At 60.9% G+C, this 22587-nt stretch carries 19 protein-coding genes; 9 read left to right on the top strand and 10 right to left on the bottom strand.

From position 1 onward, the window contains the following. Positions 1-9: 9 nt before the first annotated feature. The 4 genes from OZ428_RS16440 to OZ428_RS16425 are packed head-to-tail and all read left to right on the top strand — an operon-like array spanning position 10 to position 5080. A complete protein-coding gene (locus OZ428_RS16440; RefSeq protein ID WP_269134189.1) occupies positions 10-1620 on the top strand; it encodes an ABC transporter substrate-binding protein in 1611 nt (536 codons plus the stop codon). Beyond that, a complete protein-coding gene (locus OZ428_RS16435; RefSeq protein ID WP_038850471.1) occupies positions 1617-2567 on the top strand; it encodes an ABC transporter permease in 951 nt (316 codons plus the stop codon). The genes OZ428_RS16440 and OZ428_RS16435 overlap by 4 nt, the downstream gene beginning before the upstream one ends. Positions 2568-2570: 3 nt before the next feature. After that, entirely contained in the window at positions 2571-3470 is a 900-nt protein-coding gene (locus tag OZ428_RS16430) for an ABC transporter permease (protein ID WP_269134139.1), read from the top strand. After that, positions 3467-5080 carry a dipeptide ABC transporter ATP-binding protein gene (locus tag OZ428_RS16425; RefSeq protein ID WP_269134138.1) on the top strand — a complete coding sequence of 538 codons (1614 nt, stop codon included), beginning with the start codon at positions 3467-3469 and terminating at the stop codon, positions 5078-5080. The genes OZ428_RS16430 and OZ428_RS16425 overlap by 4 nt, the downstream gene beginning before the upstream one ends. Here the strand turns inward: OZ428_RS16425 and OZ428_RS16420 are convergent. Continuing rightward, positions 5061-6026 (bottom strand): LysR family transcriptional regulator, encoded by a 966-nt coding sequence (locus OZ428_RS16420; protein WP_269134137.1) that lies wholly within the window; start codon positions 6024-6026, stop codon positions 5061-5063. The genes OZ428_RS16425 and OZ428_RS16420 overlap by 20 nt on opposite strands. A gap of 110 nt (positions 6027-6136) precedes the next feature. On the opposite strand from OZ428_RS16420, the gene OZ428_RS16415 reads away from it, so the two are divergent. Then, a complete protein-coding gene (locus OZ428_RS16415; protein ID WP_269134136.1) occupies positions 6137-6361 on the top strand; it encodes a DUF2790 domain-containing protein in 225 nt (74 codons plus the stop codon). Here the strand turns inward: OZ428_RS16415 and OZ428_RS16410 are convergent. From OZ428_RS16410 to OZ428_RS16380, 7 genes are all read right to left on the bottom strand, one after another. Then, the gene (locus OZ428_RS16410) at positions 6358-7614 is read right to left on the bottom strand and encodes an OprD family porin (protein WP_442964827.1); all 1257 of its coding nucleotides are present in this window, start codon (positions 7612-7614) and stop codon (positions 6358-6360) included. The two genes, OZ428_RS16415 and OZ428_RS16410, sit on opposite strands and share 4 nt — an antisense overlap. A 39-nt stretch (positions 7615-7653) precedes the next feature. Then, entirely contained in the window at positions 7654-8988 is a 1335-nt protein-coding gene (locus tag OZ428_RS16405; RefSeq protein WP_269134135.1) for an MFS transporter, read from the bottom strand. A gap of 54 nt (positions 8989-9042) precedes the next feature. Next, entirely contained in the window at positions 9043-9804 is a 762-nt protein-coding gene (locus OZ428_RS16400; RefSeq protein WP_269134134.1) for a 1,6-dihydroxycyclohexa-2,4-diene-1-carboxylate dehydrogenase, read from the bottom strand. Between the two features lie 10 nt (positions 9805-9814). After that, on the bottom strand, positions 9815-10837 hold the full coding sequence (benC, locus tag OZ428_RS16395) for a benzoate 1,2-dioxygenase electron transfer component BenC (protein ID WP_269134133.1): 1023 nt from the start codon (positions 10835-10837) through the stop codon (positions 9815-9817). A gap of 10 nt (positions 10838-10847) precedes the next feature. After that, complete coding sequence (benB, locus tag OZ428_RS16390) at positions 10848-11336, bottom strand: benzoate 1,2-dioxygenase small subunit (protein ID WP_177073821.1); 489 nt, start codon at positions 11334-11336, stop codon at positions 10848-10850. Further along, on the bottom strand, positions 11333-12709 hold the full coding sequence (locus OZ428_RS16385; RefSeq protein ID WP_269134132.1) for a Rieske 2Fe-2S domain-containing protein: 1377 nt from the start codon (positions 12707-12709) through the stop codon (positions 11333-11335). The genes benB and OZ428_RS16385 overlap by 4 nt, the downstream gene beginning before the upstream one ends. Before the next feature lie 106 nt (positions 12710-12815). Further along, the gene (locus OZ428_RS16380) at positions 12816-13763 is read right to left on the bottom strand and encodes an AraC family transcriptional regulator (protein WP_269134131.1); all 948 of its coding nucleotides are present in this window, start codon (positions 13761-13763) and stop codon (positions 12816-12818) included. Positions 13764-14172: 409 nt separating this feature from the next. Here OZ428_RS16380 and mexE point away from each other — a divergent pair, with 409 nt between their 5' ends. From mexE to OZ428_RS16360, 4 genes are all read left to right on the top strand, one after another. Next, positions 14173-15414 carry a multidrug efflux RND transporter periplasmic adaptor subunit MexE gene (mexE, locus tag OZ428_RS16375; protein ID WP_269134130.1) on the top strand — a complete coding sequence of 414 codons (1242 nt, stop codon included), beginning with the start codon at positions 14173-14175 and terminating at the stop codon, positions 15412-15414. A 15-nt stretch (positions 15415-15429) separates the two neighbouring features. Further along, positions 15430-18609 (top strand): efflux RND transporter permease subunit, encoded by a 3180-nt coding sequence (locus OZ428_RS16370; protein WP_269134129.1) that lies wholly within the window; start codon positions 15430-15432, stop codon positions 18607-18609. Next, positions 18606-20021, top strand: coding sequence for an efflux transporter outer membrane subunit (locus OZ428_RS16365; protein WP_269134128.1), 1416 nt, complete (start codon positions 18606-18608; stop codon positions 20019-20021). Before OZ428_RS16370 ends, OZ428_RS16365 begins: the two co-directional genes overlap by 4 nt. Before the next feature lie 229 nt (positions 20022-20250). Then, a complete protein-coding gene (locus OZ428_RS16360; protein ID WP_269134127.1) occupies positions 20251-20775 on the top strand; it encodes a hypothetical protein in 525 nt (174 codons plus the stop codon). Positions 20776-20831: 56 nt separating this feature from the next. Here OZ428_RS16360 and OZ428_RS16355 read toward each other — a convergent pair whose 3' ends face one another. Both OZ428_RS16355 and OZ428_RS16350 read right to left on the bottom strand, forming a co-directional pair. After that, complete coding sequence (locus OZ428_RS16355) at positions 20832-21212, bottom strand: hypothetical protein (RefSeq protein ID WP_269134126.1); 381 nt, start codon at positions 21210-21212, stop codon at positions 20832-20834. Positions 21213-21473: 261 nt separating this feature from the next. Continuing rightward, positions 21474-22496 (bottom strand): AraC family transcriptional regulator, encoded by a 1023-nt coding sequence (locus tag OZ428_RS16350; RefSeq protein ID WP_269134125.1) that lies wholly within the window; start codon positions 22494-22496, stop codon positions 21474-21476. Positions 22497-22587: the final 91 nt, after the last annotated feature.

The following is a 22587-nucleotide window of genomic DNA, read 5'->3' as shown; positions in this document are numbered from 1 at the left end:
TCCAACTTGATGAGCCGTCTGCTGGCCCCCTGCGCCTTGGCGCTGAGCCTCGCCGCCTGCTCGCCCGGGACTGACACCCAGGCGGGCAAGACCCTGAACATCGCGTTCTTTGGCGATAACACCACCCTGGTCAGCGTCGACCCGTTCCAGGTGTATTGGCTGGAACACCGCGTGCTGCTGCGCAACGTCGCCGAGTCCCTGACCGACCAGGACCCGGACACCGGCAAGATCATTCCCTGGCTGGCCGAACGCTGGGAAGTCAGTGATGACGCGCTGACCTATACCTTTCACCTGCGTGAGGACGTCACCTTCAGCAATGGCGAGCGCTTCGATGCCAAGGCAGTGAAAACCGCGTTCGACAGCGACAAGGCCCTGGCGACCGAACTGCCGGCAACCTTTGGTGCGACCTACCTGGCGGGTTACGACCATGCCGAAGTGGTCGATGAGTTCACCGTCAAGCTGGTGTTGTCCAAGCCCAATGCGGGCTTCCTGCAAGCCACTTCCACCACCAACCTGGCGATCCTCGCGCCCGCCTCCTACGCACTGACGGTCAAAGAGCGCTCCCTGGGCAAGATCATCGGCACAGGCCCGTTCGTGCTGGCCAGCTACACGCCGGAAGTCGGGGCGCACCTGACCAAGCGCAAGGGTTACGCCTGGGCCTCCGCGAATATGAAGAACCAGGGCGAGGCGCACCTGGATGCGGTAGACATCAGCTACATTCCCGAAGAAAGCGTGCGCAACGGCCTGTTCCTGCAAGGCAAGGCCGACATCCTGTGGCCGCGTAACCCGTTCTCGGAAGTTGACCTGAAGTTGTTTCAGTCCAAGGGCGCGACGATCCAGAGCCGTTCGTTGCCGGGGCCGGCGCTGAACCTGTATCCCAACACCCGTGGTGAACGCATCCTGGCTGACCAGCAAGTACGCCTGGCAGTGCAGAAGTCCCTCGACCGCAAGAGCTACGCGAGCACCGTCTATAACGCCGAATTCCCGGTGGTGGACGGCGTGTTTGATGTCACCACGCCGTATGTCAAAAGCCAGGCGGCCAAGCTCGGTTATGACCCGGCCGGTGCAGAGCGCTTGCTGGACGAAGCCGGCTGGGCCAAGGGCGCGGATGGCTACCGGCAGAAAAACGGCAAGCGCCTGAGCCTGAGCTATAACATCAGCCCGGCCGAGACGGCCGGCGATGTGCTGATCCAGGACCAACTGCGCAAGGTCGGTATCGAGTTGAAACTCAGCGTAGTCACCCGGGCCGAATGGGTCGCCAACAACTCCGCCGGCAACTACGACCTGACCATTAATTACATGACCCGCGCCGACCCGATCATCCTGCAAACCATCCTCGATCCGCGCAGCGCCAACAGCTCAACCGTGGCCACCAACACCTACGAACCGGCGGTACTGGACAAAGCCAAGGCGTTGTTTGATGCCGGCATCACCGCCACCCAGAGCCCGCAGCGCGCAGCCGCCTACGGCGACCTGCAAGACCTGTTGATTGATGAGAGCTCGGCATTCCCGATCTACGAGCGCGTGTGGCAGGCGGCAACCTCACCCAAGGTGAAAAACTTCCGCTGGACCGCCGAGGGTTTTGCGCTGCTGGGTGATATCGAGATCGGCACGCCATGAGCCGTTACCTGATCGGTCGGGTCGGCCAGGCGCTGCTGGTGTTGTGGGGTGCCTATAGCATCACGTACTTCATTCTCTATCTGCTGCCGGGCGACACGCTGTCACTGATGCTCAGCGCCTCGGGCATGGAAGCCGACGCGCTGTCGGTAGAAGACCTGGCAAAGGCGCGGGCCTATTACGGTTTGGACAAGGGCGTATTCGAGCAGTATTTCGACCTGCTGTGGGGCGCCGTTCGAGGTGACTTCGGACAGTCGCTCTCGCTTAACCGCCCGGTCGCCGATCTGCTGGTTGAACGCCTGCCGCAAACCTTGTCGTTGGCGGGCCTGGCCATCGTCCTGTCGTTGCTGGGCGGTATTGGCCTGGCTTACCTGACCGCCTACATCCGCTGGCAACCGTTGAAGAAAGCGTTGACGCGCTTGCCGTCCCTGGGCTTTTCGGTGCCGGTGTTCTGGATGGGGCTATTGCTGATCCAGGTGTTTGCCTTTGGCCTGGGTTGGTTTCCCGCCACCGGCAGCCGAGGCTTCGAAAGCTTGGTGCTGCCGGCCGTCACCCTGGCCATTCCCAGCGCGGCGGTGTACGCCCAGGTACTGCAACGGAGCTTCCAGGGTGTCTGGAAAGAGTCCTACATCACCACCGCCTACGCCAAGGGCCTCAGCCGTGGGCAGGTGCAGGCGCGCCATGGGTTTAAGAACGCCGCGCTGCCGATCCTCACCCTGATCGGCTTGCAGGTCGGCAATACGGTGTCCGGCGCAGTGCTGGTGGAGACCATTTTTGCGCGATCCGGCATTGGCCGACTGGCCCAGGAGGCGGTGCTGCGCCAGGACATTCCGGTGGTACTGGCCATCGTCGCGGTGTCGGCTGCGGCCTTTGTGCTGGTGAACCTGCTAGTCGATCTGCTTTACCCCTGGTTCGACCCGCGCATCTCCCACACGCCAAAGGTGTCTTAGACCATGACCATCCTTGAGCAGAACCTGCGCGGCACAGCCATCCCGGCCAGCCAACCGCTGTGGCGTCGCCGCAGCCGGTTGCAGCGTGCGACGGCCGTGTTGCTGCCCTTGCTGCGACGGCCTGGTTTCAGCCTGGCACTGTTGCTGGTGCTCTTCGCACTGATTTCAGCCGTGGCGCCACACCTACTGACAAGCTTTGACCCCTACGCCACCTCGCCTGTCGACAAGCTGCGCGCGCCAGGCCTCACCCATTGGTTTGGCACTGATGAACTGGGCCGTGACCTGTTTACCCGTGTGGTCTACGGTTCAAGCCTATCGATGCTGGCTGCCTCGCTGGCCGTCGGTATCGCCCTGCTCGGCGGCTTGGGGCTGGGCATTCTGTCGGGCTTTGCCGGCGGGCGTATCGACTCGGTGATCATGCGCTTCGTCGATGTGCTGCTGGCCTTGCCCGGCGTGCTGTTGGCCCTGGCGATTGTCACCGCGATCGGCTTCGGCACCGTACCGGTGGCCATCGCGGTGGGCGTCGGCATTATTCCTGGGTTCGCCCGCACCACCCGCGCCGAGGTGTTGCGGGTCAAGACGTTGCCCTATGTGGAAGCCGCGCGCCTGGGCGGTGCAAGTTGGAGCCGTACGTTGTTGCGCCACATCCTGCCGAATGCCTGGGGCCCGGTGGCAGTGTTGGCGACGCTAGACTTTGGCGCTGCGATCCTGGCGACCGCGGGGCTGAGCTTCCTCGGTTTCGGCGCGGTGCCCCCCGCCGCCGAGTGGGGCACGCTGATCGCCAATGGTCGGCACTTTCTGATCACCGCCCCGTGGGTCTCGCTGCTGCCCGGCCTGTTCCTGGTGGCCGTGGTGTTCAGCCTCAACCATATCGCCCGCACCTTCGAGGAGACCCCGCGATGAATGCTTTAGTGGATGTTCGCCAACTCAGTGTCAGTTATCGGCACGGCAACACGGCGGTCGATCGCCTATCCCTGAGCATTGCCCAGGGCGAGACCGTGGCGATTGTCGGTGAGTCCGGCTCCGGCAAATCGACCCTGGCCAACGCGATCCTGGGTCTGCTGCCGGAGAGTGCGCAGATCAGCGCCGGCCAACTGTGGGTAGACGGCCAGGACCTGACCCACGCCAGTGAACACCAAAAGCGTACCTTGCGCGGCCGTACTATCGGCCTGGTGCCCCAGGACCCGATGGTCAGCCTCAACCCCACATTGCGCGTGGGCCAGCAAATCGCCGAGGCGCTGATCCTGGCCAAGGGCAAACGCTACCCCGCTGTCGATGCGGACATTGTCGAGCTGTTGCAACAGGTGGGCATCGACAAACCCGTGCTGCGCGCCCGTCAGTATCCCCATGAACTGTCCGGCGGCATGCGCCAGCGCGTGCTAATCGCCATTGCCCTGGCCGGCAACCCACGCCTGATCATCGCCGACGAGCCCACCAGCGCCCTCGACGTCACCGTGCAACGCAAGATCCTCGACCACCTGCAACACCTGGTCAGCGAGCGTGGGATTTCGCTGTTGATCATCACCCACGACCTGGGTGTGGCAGCCGACCGCGCTGACCGGATCCTGGTGATGCAACAAGGCGAACTGGTCGAACAGGGTCCGCCACGGCAGATTCTCGATGCCCCGCAACACGACTACACTCGCGCGCTGATTGCCGCCGCGCCGGCGTTTGCCAAACGTCGTGAACCGCGGGTGCAGATTGATCCGGCACAACAGCCGATATTGCGCCTGCAAAACGTGGGCAAGACGTTTGCGCTGCCCAAGGTAAAAGGTGAGCAGTCGACTTTTGTGGCGCTTGAAGGTCTCAACCTGCAGGTGTATCCCGGCCAGACCCTGGCCATCGTCGGCGAATCAGGCTCGGGCAAAAGCACCGCATTGCGCATTGCCCTGGGCCTTGAAAAACCGAGCCAGGGCCAGGTCTGGTTCGAACAGCAGGACGTCACGCACCTGAGCTGGCGCGACTTCCGCCCGCTGCGCCAGCGCCTGCAACTGGTGCAGCAAAACCCGTTCGCCGCGCTGGACCCGCGCTTCACGGTGTTCGACAGCATCGTCGAGCCGCTGGTCTCGTTCGGCTTGCTCAAGGGGCCAGCGCTGGAACAGGCCGCGCGGGAATTGATCAGTCGCGTGCACTTGCCCGTCAGCTACCTGGACCGCCTGCCACGCGAACTGTCCGGCGGCCAATGCCAACGCGTCGCCATTGCCAGGGCGCTGGCGTTGAAGCCGGACCTGTTGCTGCTGGATGAGCCGGTCAGTGCCCTCGACGTGTCGGTGCAGGCGCACATTCTGGATCTGTTGGAAGAGCTGCAACGGGAGATGGGCATTGCCTATGTACTGGTGTCCCACGACCTGTCGGTGGTGGCCAACTTTGCCCATGAGGTGCTGGTGTTGCGCAATGGCCGGGTGGTTGAGCAGGGTTCGGTGGAGCGGATATTCAATCGGCCGGCGAGTGATTACACGCGAGAGCTGATTGCTGCGATTCCGGGTCGGCACCTCACCGCAAGCGCTGCCTGACAGCGACTACGGCGGATTTGGCTGCATACGCGGGGTCATCAATCACCCCGACATGCCGGTCCAGCAACAATGGCAACTGCACCTGCAAAAACGCCACCCAGGTACGCACCTTGGCATCCAGAAAGCGTCGCGAGGGGTACACGGCGAAGACACTGCGTTCACGCAGTCGGTAATCCGCCAGCAGGCGCACCAGCGAGCCGTCTTGCAACGCCTGGGAGACACTGAAAAACGGCAACAGGCTGATACCCATGCCTTCCTGTGTCGCCTTGACCATGGCGTCGGCCACGTTGGTCCTGAAGCTGTCACCGGGTGCAATCGCGATCTCACCTGATGCTCCGGTGAACAACCAGGCATCTTCCTGGAAGTCTTGCAGATGCAGGCGCTGATGCTGCCTCAGGTGCTCCGGCTGTTCGGGGACGCCGTGCTGTTGCAGGTACCGGGGCGCAGCGCAGGGCACGCTGAACAACTGGCCGATGGTCTGGCTGACCAGTGCGGAGTCCGGTAGCGAGCGGGCAATCGAAATCACCACATCGTGGCCTTCCCCCAGCGGGTCCGGGTTGTGCTGGGAGAGGGTCAGTTCGATGCCGACGTGCGGATAATGCTCGCTGTAGCGGGCGACCAGCGGGGTGATCAGCACGCCCAGGCCGCTCATGCAATGCACACGCAGACGCCCTCGGGGGTTGAGGTGGGCGCCACTGGCTTCTGCCGTCGCCTCCCTGACGTCTTCCAGAATGTCACGACAGCGCAGCAAAAAACGTTCGCCCGACTCCGTCAGGCACAGACGCCGTGTGGTGCGTTGCAGCAGGCGCGTCTGGAGGTGTTTCTCAAGCTCGGACACCAGCCGGGACACCTGCGCCCCAGACAGCTCCAGAGACTCAGCGGCGGCGGCGAAGCTGCCACTGTCGACGACACGGGCAAATACCTGCATGCCATTGAGCATATCCATCAGTGTTGCCCCGCGATTGCTACGTAATCCGTATGAGTCATTTACCTGCCCCTGTCTTTAACCCTGCGCGGTTCTGACTAAACTGAAGCCAACTGAACGAGGGCCACCGTATGAAGATCAAATTTTCCAGCCTTATCCTGCTTTTCGTCGCCAGCGGTGCCTTTGCCCAGGGCAGCCCTGAGAACGCTGCGCCGGATATCCAGCGCATCGTTTCCGTGACGCCCGTGCCAGGCAGTTGCCAGGTCGAGCCAGCGACCCTGGTGTACGTCGACAGCCAGGGCGTCAGCCATAGCGTGAACTACCTGGTGATGGGCACGTGCGAGGGCGGCGTTTAAAGCAGCGTCCAGGTGTAACTGAGAATCAGCCGGTTCTCGTCGATATCGCTGCGGTAGTTGGAGCGCGCCATGACGTTGCGCAACCGGATACCCAGGCCACGCAGAGCACCGTTCTGCACGGCGTAGCCGATATCCAGGTCGCGCTCACGGTCCTTGCCCTCGTAACCGGCCCCGGTGTTCACGTTGTCGCCGGTGATGTAACGCACCGTCGTGATCAACCCTGGAAGCCCGAGTACCCCGAAGTCGTAGTCGTAGCGCACTTGCCAGGAGCGCTCGTCGGTGTAGGCAAACTCGTAGGTAGGCACCTCGTTGCCCAGCGGCGTGACGTTGGCAAACACCCGTGGGAACGCGCTGTCGCCGTACATTGCCTGGTAGCCGACATACACCGTATGACCACCGCGCCGGGCTGATAGCAGCGAGAAAAACGCCTGGTTGTCGATCTTGCCGAGCAATTTATCGCCGTCCTCTCGCGCTGCGTAGTAACCCAGGTTAGCCCCCAGCACCCAATCACCCATCGGCTGGCTGTGCTTGAAGCCAAGAACGTTCTGCGCATAGATGTCTTGCAACTGGCCACGCCAGAGGCTGACGCTGGTGCGGTTGCCATTGAAGGCGTAGTCACCGCCGACATAGTTGAAGGCGTCGCTGTCGGCACTGCGCTGCGGTACATGGCCGAGCATGGCGATCATCTTCTCGTCGCCGGCCTCATTACGCAGGCTGGTGGTGGTCAGGTGCCCGGCCTGCAGCGTGAGGCCTGCGACCTCACTGGAGCTGATATTCACCCCTTGATAACTTGGCGGCAGCAGGCGGATATCGCTGAAGGCGAGCACCGGCAGGTTGGGCTGTAACTCACCCACTTTCAGCTCGGTCTTGGAAACCCGCGCCTTGAAGGTCAGGCCAAGGCGGCTGTAGTCATCTGCCGCACGGCCATCGTCCTTGACCGGTAACAAGCCGCTGTTGACCCGATCCGGGCTGCTGTCGAGCTTGAGGCCCAGGGTGCCGAGTGCATCCAGGCCGAAGCCGACAGGCCCTGGGGTGTAACCGGATTTATAGGTGAGGATAAAACCCTGCCCCCACTCTTCTGCCTTGGATTGTTTGTTGGCACCGACAATGTCGGAGAAGTCACGGCTGAAGTAATAGTTGCGGGCTTGCAAAGTGGCACTCGAGCCTTCGAAAAAGCCACCTTCGGACGCGGTCGCCGCCAAAGGCATGCCGAGTAGGGGCAGCCAGATACGCTGTAGGGTCTGTTGATTCATGTCGTTGCTCTTTTAATTGTTGTTATCGACGGTGGCAGATCAACGCACGCCAGCAGCCTCCAGATGGCTGCGCGGCCGACGCTGACTCAGGGCGTAGGTCATCATCGCCAGCGCAGCAATCGCACCCGGAATGGCAAAGACCAGGAAGTTGAGCTGCAACGGCAGCTCCGCAGACATCAAGGCGCCGCCCAGCAACGGGCCGACGATTGCGCCGTTGCGACCGATCCCGGACGCCCAACCCAGGCCGGTGGCACGCATGGACAAACCGTAGAGCTGCGCCGCAGCGGCATACAGCAGGATTTGCGTGCCGATGGTGGTGGCGCCCGCGAGGAAAATAAGCAGGTAAAGGACCGGCATCGGGCTGTTGATCCCCAGCAAGCTGATGGAAACCACACCGGTGACGAAGAAGCCGATCATCACTTTGATCAGGTTCAACCGGTCACCCAGCCAGCCTCCGACAAGCGCCCCGGCCATACCGCCCAGGTTCAATGCCACCAGGAACGACAGGCTCGACCCCAGGCTGTAACCGGCGCCCGCCATCAGTTTGGGCAGCCATGAACTCAATGCGTACACCATCAACAGGCAGCAGAAAAACGCGGCCCAGACCATCGCCGTGCGCACGCCCAGGCCATGGCGAAACAACTCCACCACCGAGGCGCCCTTGGCTTTTACTTCGTTGAGCAGCAGTTCATCACCTGCTTCGATCTGCGTACCCGGCGACAAACGCATCAGCAGCGCGCGCGCCTGCTCCTGGCGACCCTGACGCACCAGAAAACCGATGGATTCGGGCAGCCAATACACGATCAAGGGCAGCAGCAACAGCGGAATAGCCGCCGCGAAGAACATCGACGACCAGCCATAATTGGGCAGCATGTAAATCCCGACACTGGCCGCGAGCATGCCGCCCAGGGAATAGCCGCTGAACATCACCGCCATCAGGGTGCTGCGCAGTTTCTTCGGCGCATATTCGTTCATCAGTGCCGCCGCATTGGGCATCAGTCCGCCGCAGCCCAGGCCCGCGATAAAACGGCAGATGCCGAATTCGGTGGGACTGCTGGCAAACCCGTTGATCACCGTGGCAACGCTGAACAGCGCGAAGCACACAGCGATGCCTTTTTTGCGCCCGAACCGGTCCGCCAGGCTGCCGAACACCAGCGCGCCGAACATCATGCCGAACAGTGCATAACTGCCCAGCGCACCGGCCTGCAACGGCGACAGATTCCATTCTTTCATGATGGACGGCAGGACCACGCCGTAGATAAACAAGTCATAGCCGTCAAAGATCAACAGCAAGGCACACAGGCCCACCACCCTCCAGTGAAAACGGCTGAAGCGGGCATTATCGATAATCGAATGAACGTCATGGGTACGCATGGCAGTGCTCTCTTTATTGTTGTTGTGAGTCAGTGTCTGCAGGGGTAACGGCGCTCAGCCCAGGTCGCCGCCTCCTACGGGCAAGGTCACGCCGGTGATGTAGGAGGCTTCGTCAGAGGCCAGGAACAGGATCGCGCCGACTTGCTCGTCAATGCGGCCGTAGCGTTTCATCGGGCTGCTGTCGAGGGTCTGGTCGACGATCTGTTGATACCAGACGCGTTCCTGTTCGGTTTGCGGCTGGTTGTTGCGCGGAATGCGCCGTGGCGGTGCCTCGGTGCCGCCGGGTGCCGTGGCATTGATACGAATGCCACGGCCGGCGGTTTCCAGGGCCAGGCAGGCGGTCAGCGCATTCACCCCGCCCTTGGCCGCCCCATAGGGCACCCGATTGATGCCGCGCGTGGCAATCGACGACACGTTGACGATGGCGCCGCTGCCCTGCTCCAGCATGTAAGGCAACACGCAATGGCAGCACCACAGCGTGGGGAACAACGAGCGGCGCACTTCCGCTTCGATTTCCGGCTCGGCGTAGTGTTCGAAGGGTTTGGCCCAGATGGTGCCGCCGACGTTGTTGATCAGGATGTCGATGCGCTTGAAACGCGCCTTGGCCTGCGCCATCACCCGTGCGCATTCGGCGTGCTGCTCCAGGTCGGCGGTAAGGGTCAGCGCCCGCGTGTGCTGCAATTCATGCACCAGCTCCGAACGATCGACCGCCACCAGCCAGGCGCCCTCCTCCAACAAGCGTTCGGCAACGCGCCGGCCAATGCCCTGTGCTGCGCCTGTGACCAGCGCGACCTGGTTGTTGAAACGTAGTGTCATGTGGGTTTCCTCAGGCGGCGTCGCCGGTGACGAAGGCGTTGGGCGTGAACTTCTCGTAGTAGAAGCTGGCCGGGCTGACGCCCTGTTGCTTGAAGTGCTGGCGCACGGCATCCACCATCGGCGGCGGGCCGCACAGGTACACATCGACGTCACCGTGGTTAAGCAGGTCGTTCGCCATGTGCTGGGTGACATAGCCCTGGCGCGGATGGGGGGTCTGCGGGTCGGCCACGCAGGTGATGACGCTCAAGTTCGGCAGGCGCTGGGTAAACGCTTGCAGCGCCTCGACCATCACCAGGTCCGCGTCACGGGTCACGCCGTAGATCAGCGTGATCGTGCGCGTCTCCTGACGCTCCGCCAGCACTTCGAGCATCGACAAAAACGGCGCCAGCCCGGTGCCACCGGCCAACAGCAACAAGGGCCGCGTCACCTCGCGCAGATAAAAGCTGCCCAGGGGGCCGGTCATCAGCACCGCGTCACCCACCTCTGCCTGTGCAAGCCAGCCGCTCATCAACCCGCCGGGCACATGCTTGATCAAGAACGAAGCGCACGTGTCACCGGGGCGGTTGCTGAACGAATAGGAACGAGTCTGCCCGCTGCCCGGCACGGCGATATTCACGTATTGGCCCGGCAGGAAAACCGGTGCCTGGTCCAGCTCGAAACACACCTCCAGCGCCGCATCGGCGTGCGGGGTAATACGGGAGAGCGTTGCGGCAAACTGCGCAGTGCCGGTCTTGCAGGCACTGGAGGGCACCGGCACCGCTATCACGCAATCGGACTGCGGCACCATCTGGCAGGTCAGCACCTGCCGTTGCTGGGCTTCGTCTTCGCTGAGGGCGTCGTCGATGTAATCGTCCCCCAAGTCGTAGACGCCGGTTTCACAGCGGCATTTGCAGGTGCCGCAGACACCGTCCGAGCAATCCATGGGCAGGTTGATACGTTGGCGAAAGGCCGCATCCAATACCTTTTCACCTACCTTGCAGTCGATGAAACGGGTGACCCCATCCTCGAAGTTCAGGGCAATGGCGTACGTCATGGGGCTGTCCTCAGATGTGGTAGATATCGATGACCTGATGGATGTAGTCGTTTTTCAGCACCACCTTCTTGCGCGTGATCAGCGGCTGTTCGCCGCGCATATCGAGGCTGTAGAACGAGGTGCCGAAGTACGTGTCCGTGGTCTTGTAGCGGTGGCTGAGGGTTTGCCAGTTGAAGCGCAACCTCACGTGCTCACCGTCGTCGGCCAGCACTTCGAGGTTGGTGATCAGGTGCGCGGTGCGCGGCTCCGGCGTACTGGCGCTGGAGCGTTCGGTCTTGATGCGGAACACTCGGTCTTCCAGGCCATCGCGGCTGGGGTAGTAGATCAGCGATATTTCGCTTTGCGGGTCTTCGGTGAGGGTGTCGTGATCGTCCCACGCAGGCATCCAGAATTCGACCTTGGGCGAGTAGCACTCCAGCCACGCGTCCCACTGGCGATCATCCAGCAGGCGCGCTTCGCGGTAGAGAAAGTCGAGCAGGCGGTCGCGGGAGGTACTCATGACAGCACCGCCTTGTCGCTGGCGATCAGGCCCTGCTGCTCGTGCTGGATGGCGCGTTGCAGGCTCTGCGCCCAATGGGCGTGCTGGCGCACGAACAGGCCTTCGTCCTCAGTCTTGATCCCGCTGAGCTGCGGGTGCATGCCCATGGCCTGGGCGTTTTCATCGGCGCCTTCGACCCACTGCTTGGCGCCACGGCTGAGGTCGTTCCACAGGGTGGTCGCGCCTTGGTAGCCGGTCTGGCAGGCGCGGAATTCTTCCAGGTCATCCGGCGTGCCCATGCCGCTGACGTTGAAGAAGTCTTCGTACTGGCGGATACGGGTGGCGCGCTCCTCGGCGCTTTCGCCGATGGGCGCCATGCAATAGATGGTGACTTCGGTCTTGTCGACGGCAATCGGCCGCACCACGCGGATCTGGGTGGAGAACTGGTCCATCAGGTACACGTTGGGATAAAGGCACAGGTTGCGCGTCTGATCGACGATAAAGTCGGCGCGCTCCTTGCCCAGGCGCTCGGCGAGGGCCTCGCGGTGAGCATGCACCGGGCGTACTTCGGGGTTGAGCAGGCGTGTCCACAGCAGGATGTGCCCGTGTTCGAAAGCATAGACGCCGCCCAGGCTTTTCGACCAGCCATTGGCGTCCACGGTGCGGGTGCCTTCGGCTTCGTAGTTGCGCCGGCCCATGGTCGCCGAGTAGTTCCAGTGCACCGAGCTGACGTGATACCCGTCGGCGCCATTTTCGATCTGCAGCTTCCAGTTGCCGTCGTACACGTAGGACGAACTGCCGCGCAGCACTTCCAGGCCCAAGGGCGCCTGATCGACCATCTGGTCGATGATCACGCGGGTTTCACCCAGGTAATCGCTGAGTTCCGGTACGGATTCGCTGAGGCTGCCAAACAGGAAGCCACGGTAGTTTTCGAAACGACCCAGGCGCGTCAAGTCGTGGGAGCCGTCGCAGTCGAAGCTGTCCGGGTAAGCGCCGGTCTTGGGGTCCTTCACTTTGAGCAACTTGCCGGCATTGCTGAAGGTCCAGCCGTGGAACGGACAAGTAAACGAGCCTTTGTTGCCTTGCTTGCGCCGGCAGAGCATGGCGCCACGGTGCGCGCAGGCGTTGACCAGGCCATGCAGGGTGCCGTGTTTATCACGAGTGATGACCACCGGTTGGCGGCCGATCCAGGTGGTGAAGTAGTCGTTGATCTCGGGCACCTGGCTTTCGTGCGCCAGGTAGATCCAACCGCCTTCGAAGATGTGTTTGATCTCCAGGGCGAACAGGTCGGGGTCGGTAAAAATGTCGCGGCGGCAGCGGAACACCCCAGTGGCGGGATCTTCCTGAACGGATTCGCCGAGTTGCCGGGCGAGGCGGTCGAGCGTGCTGATCATGGGGTAGGCCCTCGGTTGTTCTTGTATCAGGCGCCTTCACTGTAGGGGCACGCTCCACTCCTCAATATCCGTTGGCTGCAAAACGTTATCCGCCGGGCGCAGGCTGTCAGCGCTGGCGTTTCCAGGTCTGCGACGGCAATTCGCCGAAGCGTTTGCGGTAGGCCTCGGAAAAACGCCCCAAATGCACGAAACCATGATCCAGCGCCACTTCGGTCACGCTACGAGCCGAGGGCAATTGCAAGCGCGCGTGCACGCGCTCCAACTTGCGTTGACGCACGTAGTCGCGCGGCGACAGGCCGATCTGACGTTCAAACAGGGTATAGAGCGAACGCTCACTGACCTTGGCGGTGGCCATCAGTTGTTCGACGCTGATGTCTTCGGTCAGGTGTTCCTCGATGAACTGGCGCACCGCTTCGAAACCACCGCCTTGAGCCGCTTGCGGGGCAACGCGCAACACGTTGCTGGCCAACAGCGCCAAGAGTTTATTCGCCACGATGCGTTCATACAGGCCTTGTACTTCGCACTCGGCGGCGTTTTCAGCCTCATGGCAGATCAGCCCCAATAGTTGTAGGAACCCACTCATCTCACTCAGCGCATGTCGCGCCGTGGCGAAACGGATGCCCTGTTGCGGCAGCGTCCAGCGCTGTTCCAGGCAGGCGTTCTCCAGCAGGCGCACCGGCAACTTGATGATGAATTTCTCGCAGTCGGCGGAATAGGTCAGGTCCACCGGGTCATCCGGGTTGATCAGCAGGATCTCACCGGGTTGGAAGACCTGCTCTACGCCACGGGCATTGGAGCGACAGTGACCGCTCAGCAGGATTTGCAGGTGATAGATGGTTTGCAGCGCATCCGACGTCACTCGCACCGGCGCACCGTAGCTGATCCGGCACAGGTCCAGGCTGGAAAAGGTGCGGTGGCTGATGCTCGCCTGTGGCCGCCCACGAGGTGGCAGGCGAATACAGTGGCTGCCGACATGCTGGTTGACGTAATCGGAGACCGCATAGGCATCGGCACGTTGGAAAATCTGGCTGCGCTCACTCAATAGCACGGTCATGGTTGCGCCTCTTTTATAGTTATAGGGTTCAGGCTGTCGCTTGGCGGTGCAAGGCGTCCAATATGGATAAGGTCTCAATGAATACTCAGCGGGTATGGAACCCACGCAAACCGCCTTCTACCGCGCTACTGACGGGCGCTGGATCTTCAGTTTGATTTATTCCGAAACAATCTTAAGGTGTCCTGCACGGGCCAGACCCTGAGCGGCGCAATCAGGTTCCTTACCGTTACGGCAAAAGACTTTTGCCATTAATCTCATTGATAGCCTGCTAACGAAACCCCCATGCTAGAGGGCTAATCCCGCGCTTATATCATTCCGAATGATAGTTACCTTTGCTTCATTCGATTCGTGACATAGCACATCGCCGCGCATGATCCGCCCATCTCAAATACATTGGCGGATGCACCTCATGGAACAGTCACTCAAACACTTGCGCTTCCCCCTGGCGATTCTGGCCGTGGTGGTGATGAGCGCGTGCGGCAAGACCCCGGACCAAGCGGCCGCCATGCCAGCGGCCAAAGTCAGCGTGGCCAAGGTGCTGGAGCAACCGGTCAACGAGTGGGATGAATTCACTGGTCGTCTGGAAGCCCCGGAAACCGTGCAGATTCGTCCGCGCGTGTCTGGCCAGATTGACCAAGTCGCTTTCACCGAAGGCGCATTGGTCAAGAAAGGCGACCTGCTGTTCCAGATCGACCCACGGCCGTTCCAGGCTGAAGTGCGTCGCCTCGAAGCCCAGCTGCAACAAACCCGCGCCGCGGCCACCCGCAGCGATAACGAAGCTCAACGCGGTGAACGCCTGCGCCAGAGCAATGCGATTTCCGCCGAACTGGCCGACTCGCGCACCACCGCCGCCCAGGAAGCCCGCGCCGCTGTCGCCGGAATCCAGGCGCAGTTGGACCTGGCCAAGCTGAACCTGAGCTTCACCCGCGTCACGTCGCCGATCAGCGGCCGTGTCAGCCGTGCCGAAATCACGGCCGGCAACCTGGTGACCGCCGATGTCACCGCGCTGACCAGCGTGGTCTCGACCGACAAGGTCTACGCCTACTTCGATGCCGATGAGCGCGTGTTCCTCAAGTACACCGAACTGGCTCGCCAAGGCCGTCGCGGTGCGACCACCCCGGTGTACCTGGGCCTGTCCAACGAAACCGGTAACCCGCACCTGGGCCAGATGAACTTCGTCGACAACCAGGTCAACCCGGCCACCGGCACCATCCGGGGTCGCGCCGTGTTCGATAACAGCAAGGGCGAATACACCCCTGGCCTGTACGCCCGCCTGAAGCTGGTCGGCAGCGGCACCTACTCCGCCGTGCTGATCAACGACGAAGCCGTCGGCACCGACCTCGGCAAGAAGTTCGTGCTGGTGATGGAAGGCGACAAGCCGGCGTATCGCTCGGTAGAACTGGGGCCGAAAATCGAAGGTTTGCGCATCGTGCGCAGTGGCCTCGATAAAGAAGACACCATCATCGTCAAGGGCCTGCAACGCGTGCGCCCAGGATCGCCGGTCGCTCCGGAAACCATTCCGATGGCCAGCAAGGAAACCCTCGCCGCCTTGGCCCAACAACGACAAGCGCTTGAAGCCAGCAACCTGGAACAAGTGGCGCCGGATAAAGCCGCGCCCAAACTTGCCAGCGCTGCGACTCCACGCGGTTAAGGGATACGACTCAAGATGAATTTTTCCAAGTTCTTCATTTCGCGGCCGATCTTCGCAGCAGTGCTTTCGCTGCTGATCCTGATCGCCGGCGCGATCTCGCTGTTCCAACTGCCGATCAGCGAATACCCGGAAGTGGTGCCGCCGACCGTCGTGGTCCGTGCCAACTTCCCGGGCGCCAACCCCAAAGTCATCGGTGAAACCGTGGCCGCTCCGCTTGAGCAGGCGATCACCGGCGTCGAGAACATGCTGTACATGTCCTCGCAGTCGACCGCCGACGGCAAGCTGACCCTGACCATCACCTTCGCCCTGGGCACCGACCTGGACAATGCGCAGGTGCAAGTGCAAAACCGCGTGACCCGGACTCAGCCGAAACTGCCTGAAGAAGTGACGCGCATCGGTATCACCGTGGACAAGGCCTCCCCCGACCTGACCATGGTGGTGCACTTGACCTCCCCGGATCAGCGCTACGACATGCTCTACCTGTCCAACTACGCCTTGCTTAACGTGAAGGATGAGCTGGCGCGTCTGGGCGGTGTGGGCGACGTGCAACTGTTCGGCATGGGCGACTACTCCCTGCGTGTATGGCTGGACCCGAACAAGACCGCTTCGCGCAACCTGACGGCCACTGATGTGGTGACGGCAATCCGTGAGCAAAACCGTCAAGTGGCCGCCGGTGCCTTGGGTGCACAACCTGCACCGACCGCCACCGCGTTCCAGTTGTCGGTGAACACCCAAGGTCGCCTGGTGACCGAGGAAGAGTTCGAGAACATCATTATTCGCTCGGGCGATAACGGTGAAATCACCCGCCTCAAAGACATCGCACGGGTGGAGCTGGGCTCCAGCCAATACGCCCTGCGCTCGTTGCTGAACAACCAGCCGGCCGTGGCGATCCCGATCTTCCAGCGGCCTGGCTCCAACGCGATCGAGATCTCCAACGAAGTGCGCGGCAAGATGGAAGAGCTGAAAAAGAGCTTCCCGCAAGGCATGGACTACAGCATCGTCTATGACCCGACCATCTTCGTGCGTGGCTCCATCGAGGCAGTGGTGCATACGCTGTTCGAAGCTCTGATCCTGGTTGTGTTGGTGGTGATCCTGTTCCTGCAGACCTGGCGCGCCTCGATCATTCCGTTGGTGGCGGTGCCGGTATCGTTGATCGGTACGTTTGCGGTGATGCACCTGTTCGGCTTTTCGCTCAACGCGCTATCGCTGTTCGGCCTGGTACTGGCCATCGGTATCGTGGTGGACGATGCCATCGTGGTGGTGGAGAACGTCGAGCGGAACATCGAGCTGGGCCTGGAACCGTTCCCGGCCACTGAAAAAGCCATGAGCGAAGTGACTGGCCCGATCATCGCCACCGCGTTGGTGCTGTGTGCGGTGTTCGTTCCAGCCGCCTTCATCAGTGGCTTGACCGGGCAGTTCTATAAGCAGTTCGCCTTGACCATTGCGATTTCGACAGTGATCTCGGCCTTCAACTCGCTGACCTTGTCCCCTGCCCTCGCCGCTGTGTTGCTCAAAGGCCACAACGCGCCGAAGGATGCGTTCTCCAAGTTCCTCGACAAGCTGCTGGGCGGCTGGCTGTTCAAACCGTTCAACCGCTTCTTCGACAAGGCCAGCCATGGCTACGTCGGTACCGTTCGCCGCGTGATCCGTGGCAGTGGTATCGCGCTGTTCCTGTACGCCGGCCTGATGGTCCTGACCTGGCTGGGCTTTGCCCACACACCCACCGGTTTCGTACCTGCCCAGGACAAGCAATACCTGGTGGCCTTCGCTCAATTGCCGGATGCCGCGAGCCTGGACCGTACCGAAGACGTGATCAAGCGCATGTCCGACATCGCGCTGAAACAACCGGGCGTGGAAAGCGCCGTAGCGTTCCCGGGCCTGTCGATCAACGGTTTCACCAACAGCCCGAACAGCGGCATCGTGTTCGTGACCTTGAAACCGTTCGACGAGCGTAAAGACCCGAGCATGTCCGCCGGCGCGATTGCCGGTGCCCTGAACGGCAAGTACAGCAGCATCCAGGAAGCCTACATGGCGATCTTCCCACCGCCGCCGGTACAGGGCCTGGGTACGATTGGTGGTTTCCGCCTGCAGATCGAAGACAGGGGCAACCTGGGTTACGACGAGCTGTACAAAGAAGTGCAGAACATCATCACCAAGAGCCGCACCACGCCGGAGCTGTTCGGCCTGTTCACCAGCTACACGGTCAACGTGCCCCAGGTCGATGCCGCCATCGACCGCGAAAAGGCCAAGACCCACGGCGTGGCGATCAGCGACATCTTCGACACCCTGCAGATCTACCTGGGCTCGTTGTATGCCAACGACTTCAACCGCTTCGGCCGGACCTACCAGGTCAACGTGCAGGCTGAGCAGCAGTTCCGCCTGGATGAAGACCAGATCGGCCAGCTGAAAGTGCGCAACAACAAAGGCGAGATGATCCCGCTGGCGACCTTCATCAAGGTCAGCGATACCTCGGGTCCGGACCGCGTGATGCACTACAACGGTTTCATCACCGCAGAAATCAACGGCAACGCTGCACCGGGCTACAGTTCGGGCCAGGCTGAAGCGGCGATCGAGAAACTGCTGAAAGAAGAACTGCCCAACGGCATGACCTACGAGTGGACCGACCTGACCTATCAGCAAATCCTCTCGGGTAATACCGCGCTGTTCGTGTTCCCGCTCTGCGTACTGCTGGCGTTCCTGGTACTGGCCGCCCAATACGAAAGCTGGAGCCTGCCATTGGCGGTGATCCTGATCGTACCGATGACCCTGCTGTCGGCCATTACCGGGGTGATCATCTCGGGCGGCGACAACAACATCTTCACCCAGATCGGCTTGATCGTACTGGTGGGCCTGGCGTGTAAGAACGCGATTCTGATCGTCGAGTTCGCCAAGGACAAACAGGCAGAAGGCCTCGACCCGCTCGCTGCGGTACTGGAAGCCTGCCGTCTGCGTCTGCGGCCGATCCTGATGACCTCGTTCGCCTTCATCATGGGTGTGGTGCCACTGGTGCTGTCCAGCGGTGCCGGTGCCGAGATGCGTCATGCCATGGGCGTGGCGGTGTTCTCCGGGATGATCGGTGTGACCTTCTTCGGTCTATTGCTGACGCCAGTGTTCTATGTACTGATCCGTCGCTATGTGGAGCGCCAAGAGGCACGCAAAGCGGCCAAGGCCTTGAAGCTGGAGACACAGCAATGAGTGTGAAAGTATTCCTGCCGAGCTTGCTGGTACTGGCGCTGAGCGCCTGTGCCGTAGGCCCGGACTACAAAGCCCAGACCCCGGAGGCGGCCAATATCACGGCCGCTGCCGATGCCAAAACGTATGACCACGCCAAGTTCGAAGGCATCTGGTGGCAGCAGTTCGAGGACCCGACCCTCAACCAGTTGGTGACCCAATCGCTGCAAGGCAACCGTGATTTGCGCGTCGCTTTTGCCCGTCTGCGGGCGGCCCGCGCGATTCGCGATGACGCCAGCAATGACGCCATGCCGACCATCACCAGCCGGGTCAGCAGTGACCAGGGCAAAGGCCAGATTCCGGGCCAGACCACCCGTCGCGTCAAGACCGAGCGTTACGACCTCGGCCTGGACATGGCCTGGGAACTGGACCTGTTCGGTCGCATCCAGCGCAACCTGGAAGCCACCGACGCCGACCAGCAGGCCGCCGAGGCTGACTTGTACCAGCTGCAAGTCACCCTGATTGCCGAACTGGTGGATGCCTACGGTCAATTGCGTGGTGCGCAACTGCGTGAACGCATTGCCTTGGACAACCTGAAGAACCAGCAGGAATCGCGCACCATCACGGTCAGCCTGCGGGATGCCGGTGTGGGCGACCAACTTGACGTGGAGCGTGCTGACGCACGCCTCGCGGCCGTCGAAGCCAGCGTGCCGCAACTGCAGGCCGAGCAAGTGCGCGAGCGTAACCGCATCGCCACCCTCCTCGGCCAGCGTCCCGACAAGCTGACCGTCGACCTGGGCCCGAAAGACCTGCCGGCGATTGCCAAGGCGTTGCCGATTGGCGATCCAGGACAACTGCTGCAACGTCGGCCGGACATCCTCAGCGCCGAACGCAAACTGGCTGCCGCCACCGCGCGTATCGGCGTGGCCAAGGCCGACCTGTTCCCACGGGTCAGCCTCAGCGGCTTCCTCGGCTTCACCGCCGGGCGTGGCTCGCAGATCGGCTCGTCCGCCGCGAATGCCTGGGCCCTGGGCCCAAGCATCACCTGGGCAGCCTTCGACCTGGGCAGCGTGCGCGCCCGTTTGCGCGGCGCCGATGCCGAAGCGGATGGCGCCCTGGCGACCTACGAGCAACAAGTGTTGTTGGCCCTGGAAGAGTCCGAGAACGCCTTCAGCGACTACGGCAAGCGTCAGCAACGCTTGGTTTCGCTGATCCGCCAAAGCGAATCCAGCCGCGCCGCCGCCGACCTGGCCGCGATCCGCTACCGCGAAGGCACCGTGGACTTCCTGGTATTGCTCGACGCGCAACGTGAGCGCCTGGCCGCCGAAGACTCCCAGGCCCAGGCCGAAGTGGATTTGTATCGCGGCATCGTCGCGATCTACAAAGCGTTGGGCGGTGGCTGGCAGCCGGATACGGTGGTCGCCAGCGCCAAGTGATGTGAAGAGCTCCTTTGGTTGGTCGCATCCAGCCAATTTTTTGCCCCGTGGTCCATTCGGTCACGGGGTTTTTTTTGCGCTTTATTATTTCAAGGGTTCCATTCAGGAAATTGCCTTCACATCACTCAGCAATATCTGTCGGATGTTTCTGAAATGTTTTAGAGAGCTAAAGCCCAACCACAGCACGTCGATAATGAGATACAACTCTCAATGCAGGAGTGCGACGACCATGAGCATGATAATTTCTAATACTGCGACAACTTTGTCCAAGCAGACGGATGCCTATACGATCAAGAATCCGAGCAAAGTGACCAACGAATTTACAATCACTGATGAATTCAAAGCGGCAGAGGCCTTAAGGCTCAAAAGCCAAGAAACAATCAATGAACTCAAGGAATTCCTGAAAGACTATGATATGACGTCAATCAGCAGTGAAGATCTGAGGCGGGTAGGAGGAAAACTTTATTACAACAACTTGATCGACAGGGATGCTTTCTATCTTTTCATACTGGGAGATGGTGCAAACGACGTCCACGGCAAGCCCACGAAAACAGATGTAAAGTTTAATGCCATTGCACTCTTTAATGAGCGATTGGAAGATCACATAGCCTATTTCAAATCTGATCGGTATTCCAAGCCGGAGCACGTTGCCTACATCCTGGGTGGAATGAGGGGCGCCAACCAGGCGATCAATGCGCTCGCTTACCTCTCCAACGCCACAATCAGCACTTTGTCGATAGACGAACATGCGTGATCAGCGCCTGAGGGAAAAAGTGTGCCTGAAAAAAGGCACACTCACACCCCCTCTGCTTATCGACCGTACCTGACATTGCCCGAGTACGCTTTTGACGCGGCTTCCGTGTTCTCCAACCGCACTCGATACGTACCATATGAACCCACATAGGAAACACTGCTGCCGATACTGGTCGCGACTTTACTCCATCCACCACCAGACTCTCGCTCGATTGAAATCATTGGGGCCCTCCCTGCTCCACCGGGGGAAACCAACGCATCAATATTGGCTCCGGAACAACCATTAGAGGACGTGATGGTGAACGGCCCATGAGCGGTTTCTTCAATACCGGGTGCGATGACCCCGCTAAAACTCTCAGAAACATTCAAACATAACGCCGACGCTTGAAACGAAACGCCCATCAACACAGCAACTGGCAATGCAATAAGACCTTTCATAAATTCACCTTCATAAATCAATGATCAGGACATCAGCATGCAATGCGTAGAGCAACGCAATCACCACACCTCAATCTCTTATAGACTTCGCATCGCTATGCCATAAGTGGTAATCAGCGAATATCGATAAGTACCACACAAGCATTTGTGCACGAATTATCGACTAAGGTAAGGCATCCACGTCCTAAACATTTGCGGGAAAGGTCTTCGGACGTTTATCAAGGAAGAAAGCACTATTTATTGAGCATCTAACACGCACAACTAAACCTGCGCCACTTCATTCAAAATCAAACTCCGATAATGCCCCGGATTCGACCCACTCCACTTACGAAACGCCTTGTAAAACGAACTCGTATCAGCAAACCCCAACCGCCCCGCAATCTCGGCAAAACTGATCTGCGGTTCCGCCAACCACACAATCGCCAATTCCTTACGCACGCTGTCCTTGAGCCCCTGATAGGTCTGCCCTTCTTCTGCCAGGCGACGGCGCAAGGTTGAGGCGGAAATGCACAGGCTGACCGCGAGGCCTTCGGTTTCCGGCCAGGTATCGGGGGGCAATTGGCGCAGGTCGTGCTTGATGCGGGTGGCGAGGCTGTCGGGGTCGCGGTACTTGACCAGGATATTGGCCGGTGCGTGGGCCAGGAAACGCTTGAGTTCTTCCGGGGTGCGCTTGATCGGCAGGTCCAGGCAGTCGGCGGAGAAGATCATGCGTGTGCGGGGTCGGTCGAAACGCAGGTTGTCGGAGAACATCACCTGGTAGTCGTCGCAGAAGTGCGGCTTTGCGCAGCGCAGCTCAATCGCCAGGATTGGAATACGGCGTCCTGCCAGCCAACAGGCCACGCCGTGGACGATCATCCAGTAAGTGAAGTAGGCGAAGGCTCGATTGGGTTCAGTCTCTGGCTCGACCAGCACGATCTCCGCCAGGCTTTGTTGACGCACCAACTCAGCGGGCAGTCGCTCCAACATCAGTGACAGGAACCCCAGCCCGGTCTCCAAGGCAGTGGCAAGCGTTGGCTGCGCCATTGCAGCACGGCAGAGAAACGCCAGGCTGCCGGACCTCAGCTTGCGCGGGTCCATCCCGAAGAACTCATCGTCGGTGCGCCGTGCCAGAAGACGCCACAGCCGTGCGTAGGTGGTGGCCGAAACCCGTGCGGCAGGCTCGGCCAGCCACTGCGGGTCAATGCCGGCTTTATGCAGCACGTCGGCACGGGCCACATCGCCGTCGCAGCTTTGCAACAAGGCTTCACGCACAAGATGAATAGAGATGGTGTCTTTTTCCGACATGGTGGACCGCGTATCCAGAGCTGCGCAAAGAATGGCACGCATCATAAGGGTGGACGCGCATTGCCACCACCGTTCAGCCACTGTTCAGCAA

This window comes from Pseudomonas sp. GXZC (assembly GCF_026967615.1).
GTDB classification, from domain to species: domain Bacteria; phylum Pseudomonadota; class Gammaproteobacteria; order Pseudomonadales; family Pseudomonadaceae; genus Aquipseudomonas; species Aquipseudomonas azotoformans_A.
Note: the sequence above shows the minus strand (reverse complement) of the source record. Positions and strands in the feature narration are given on the sequence as shown.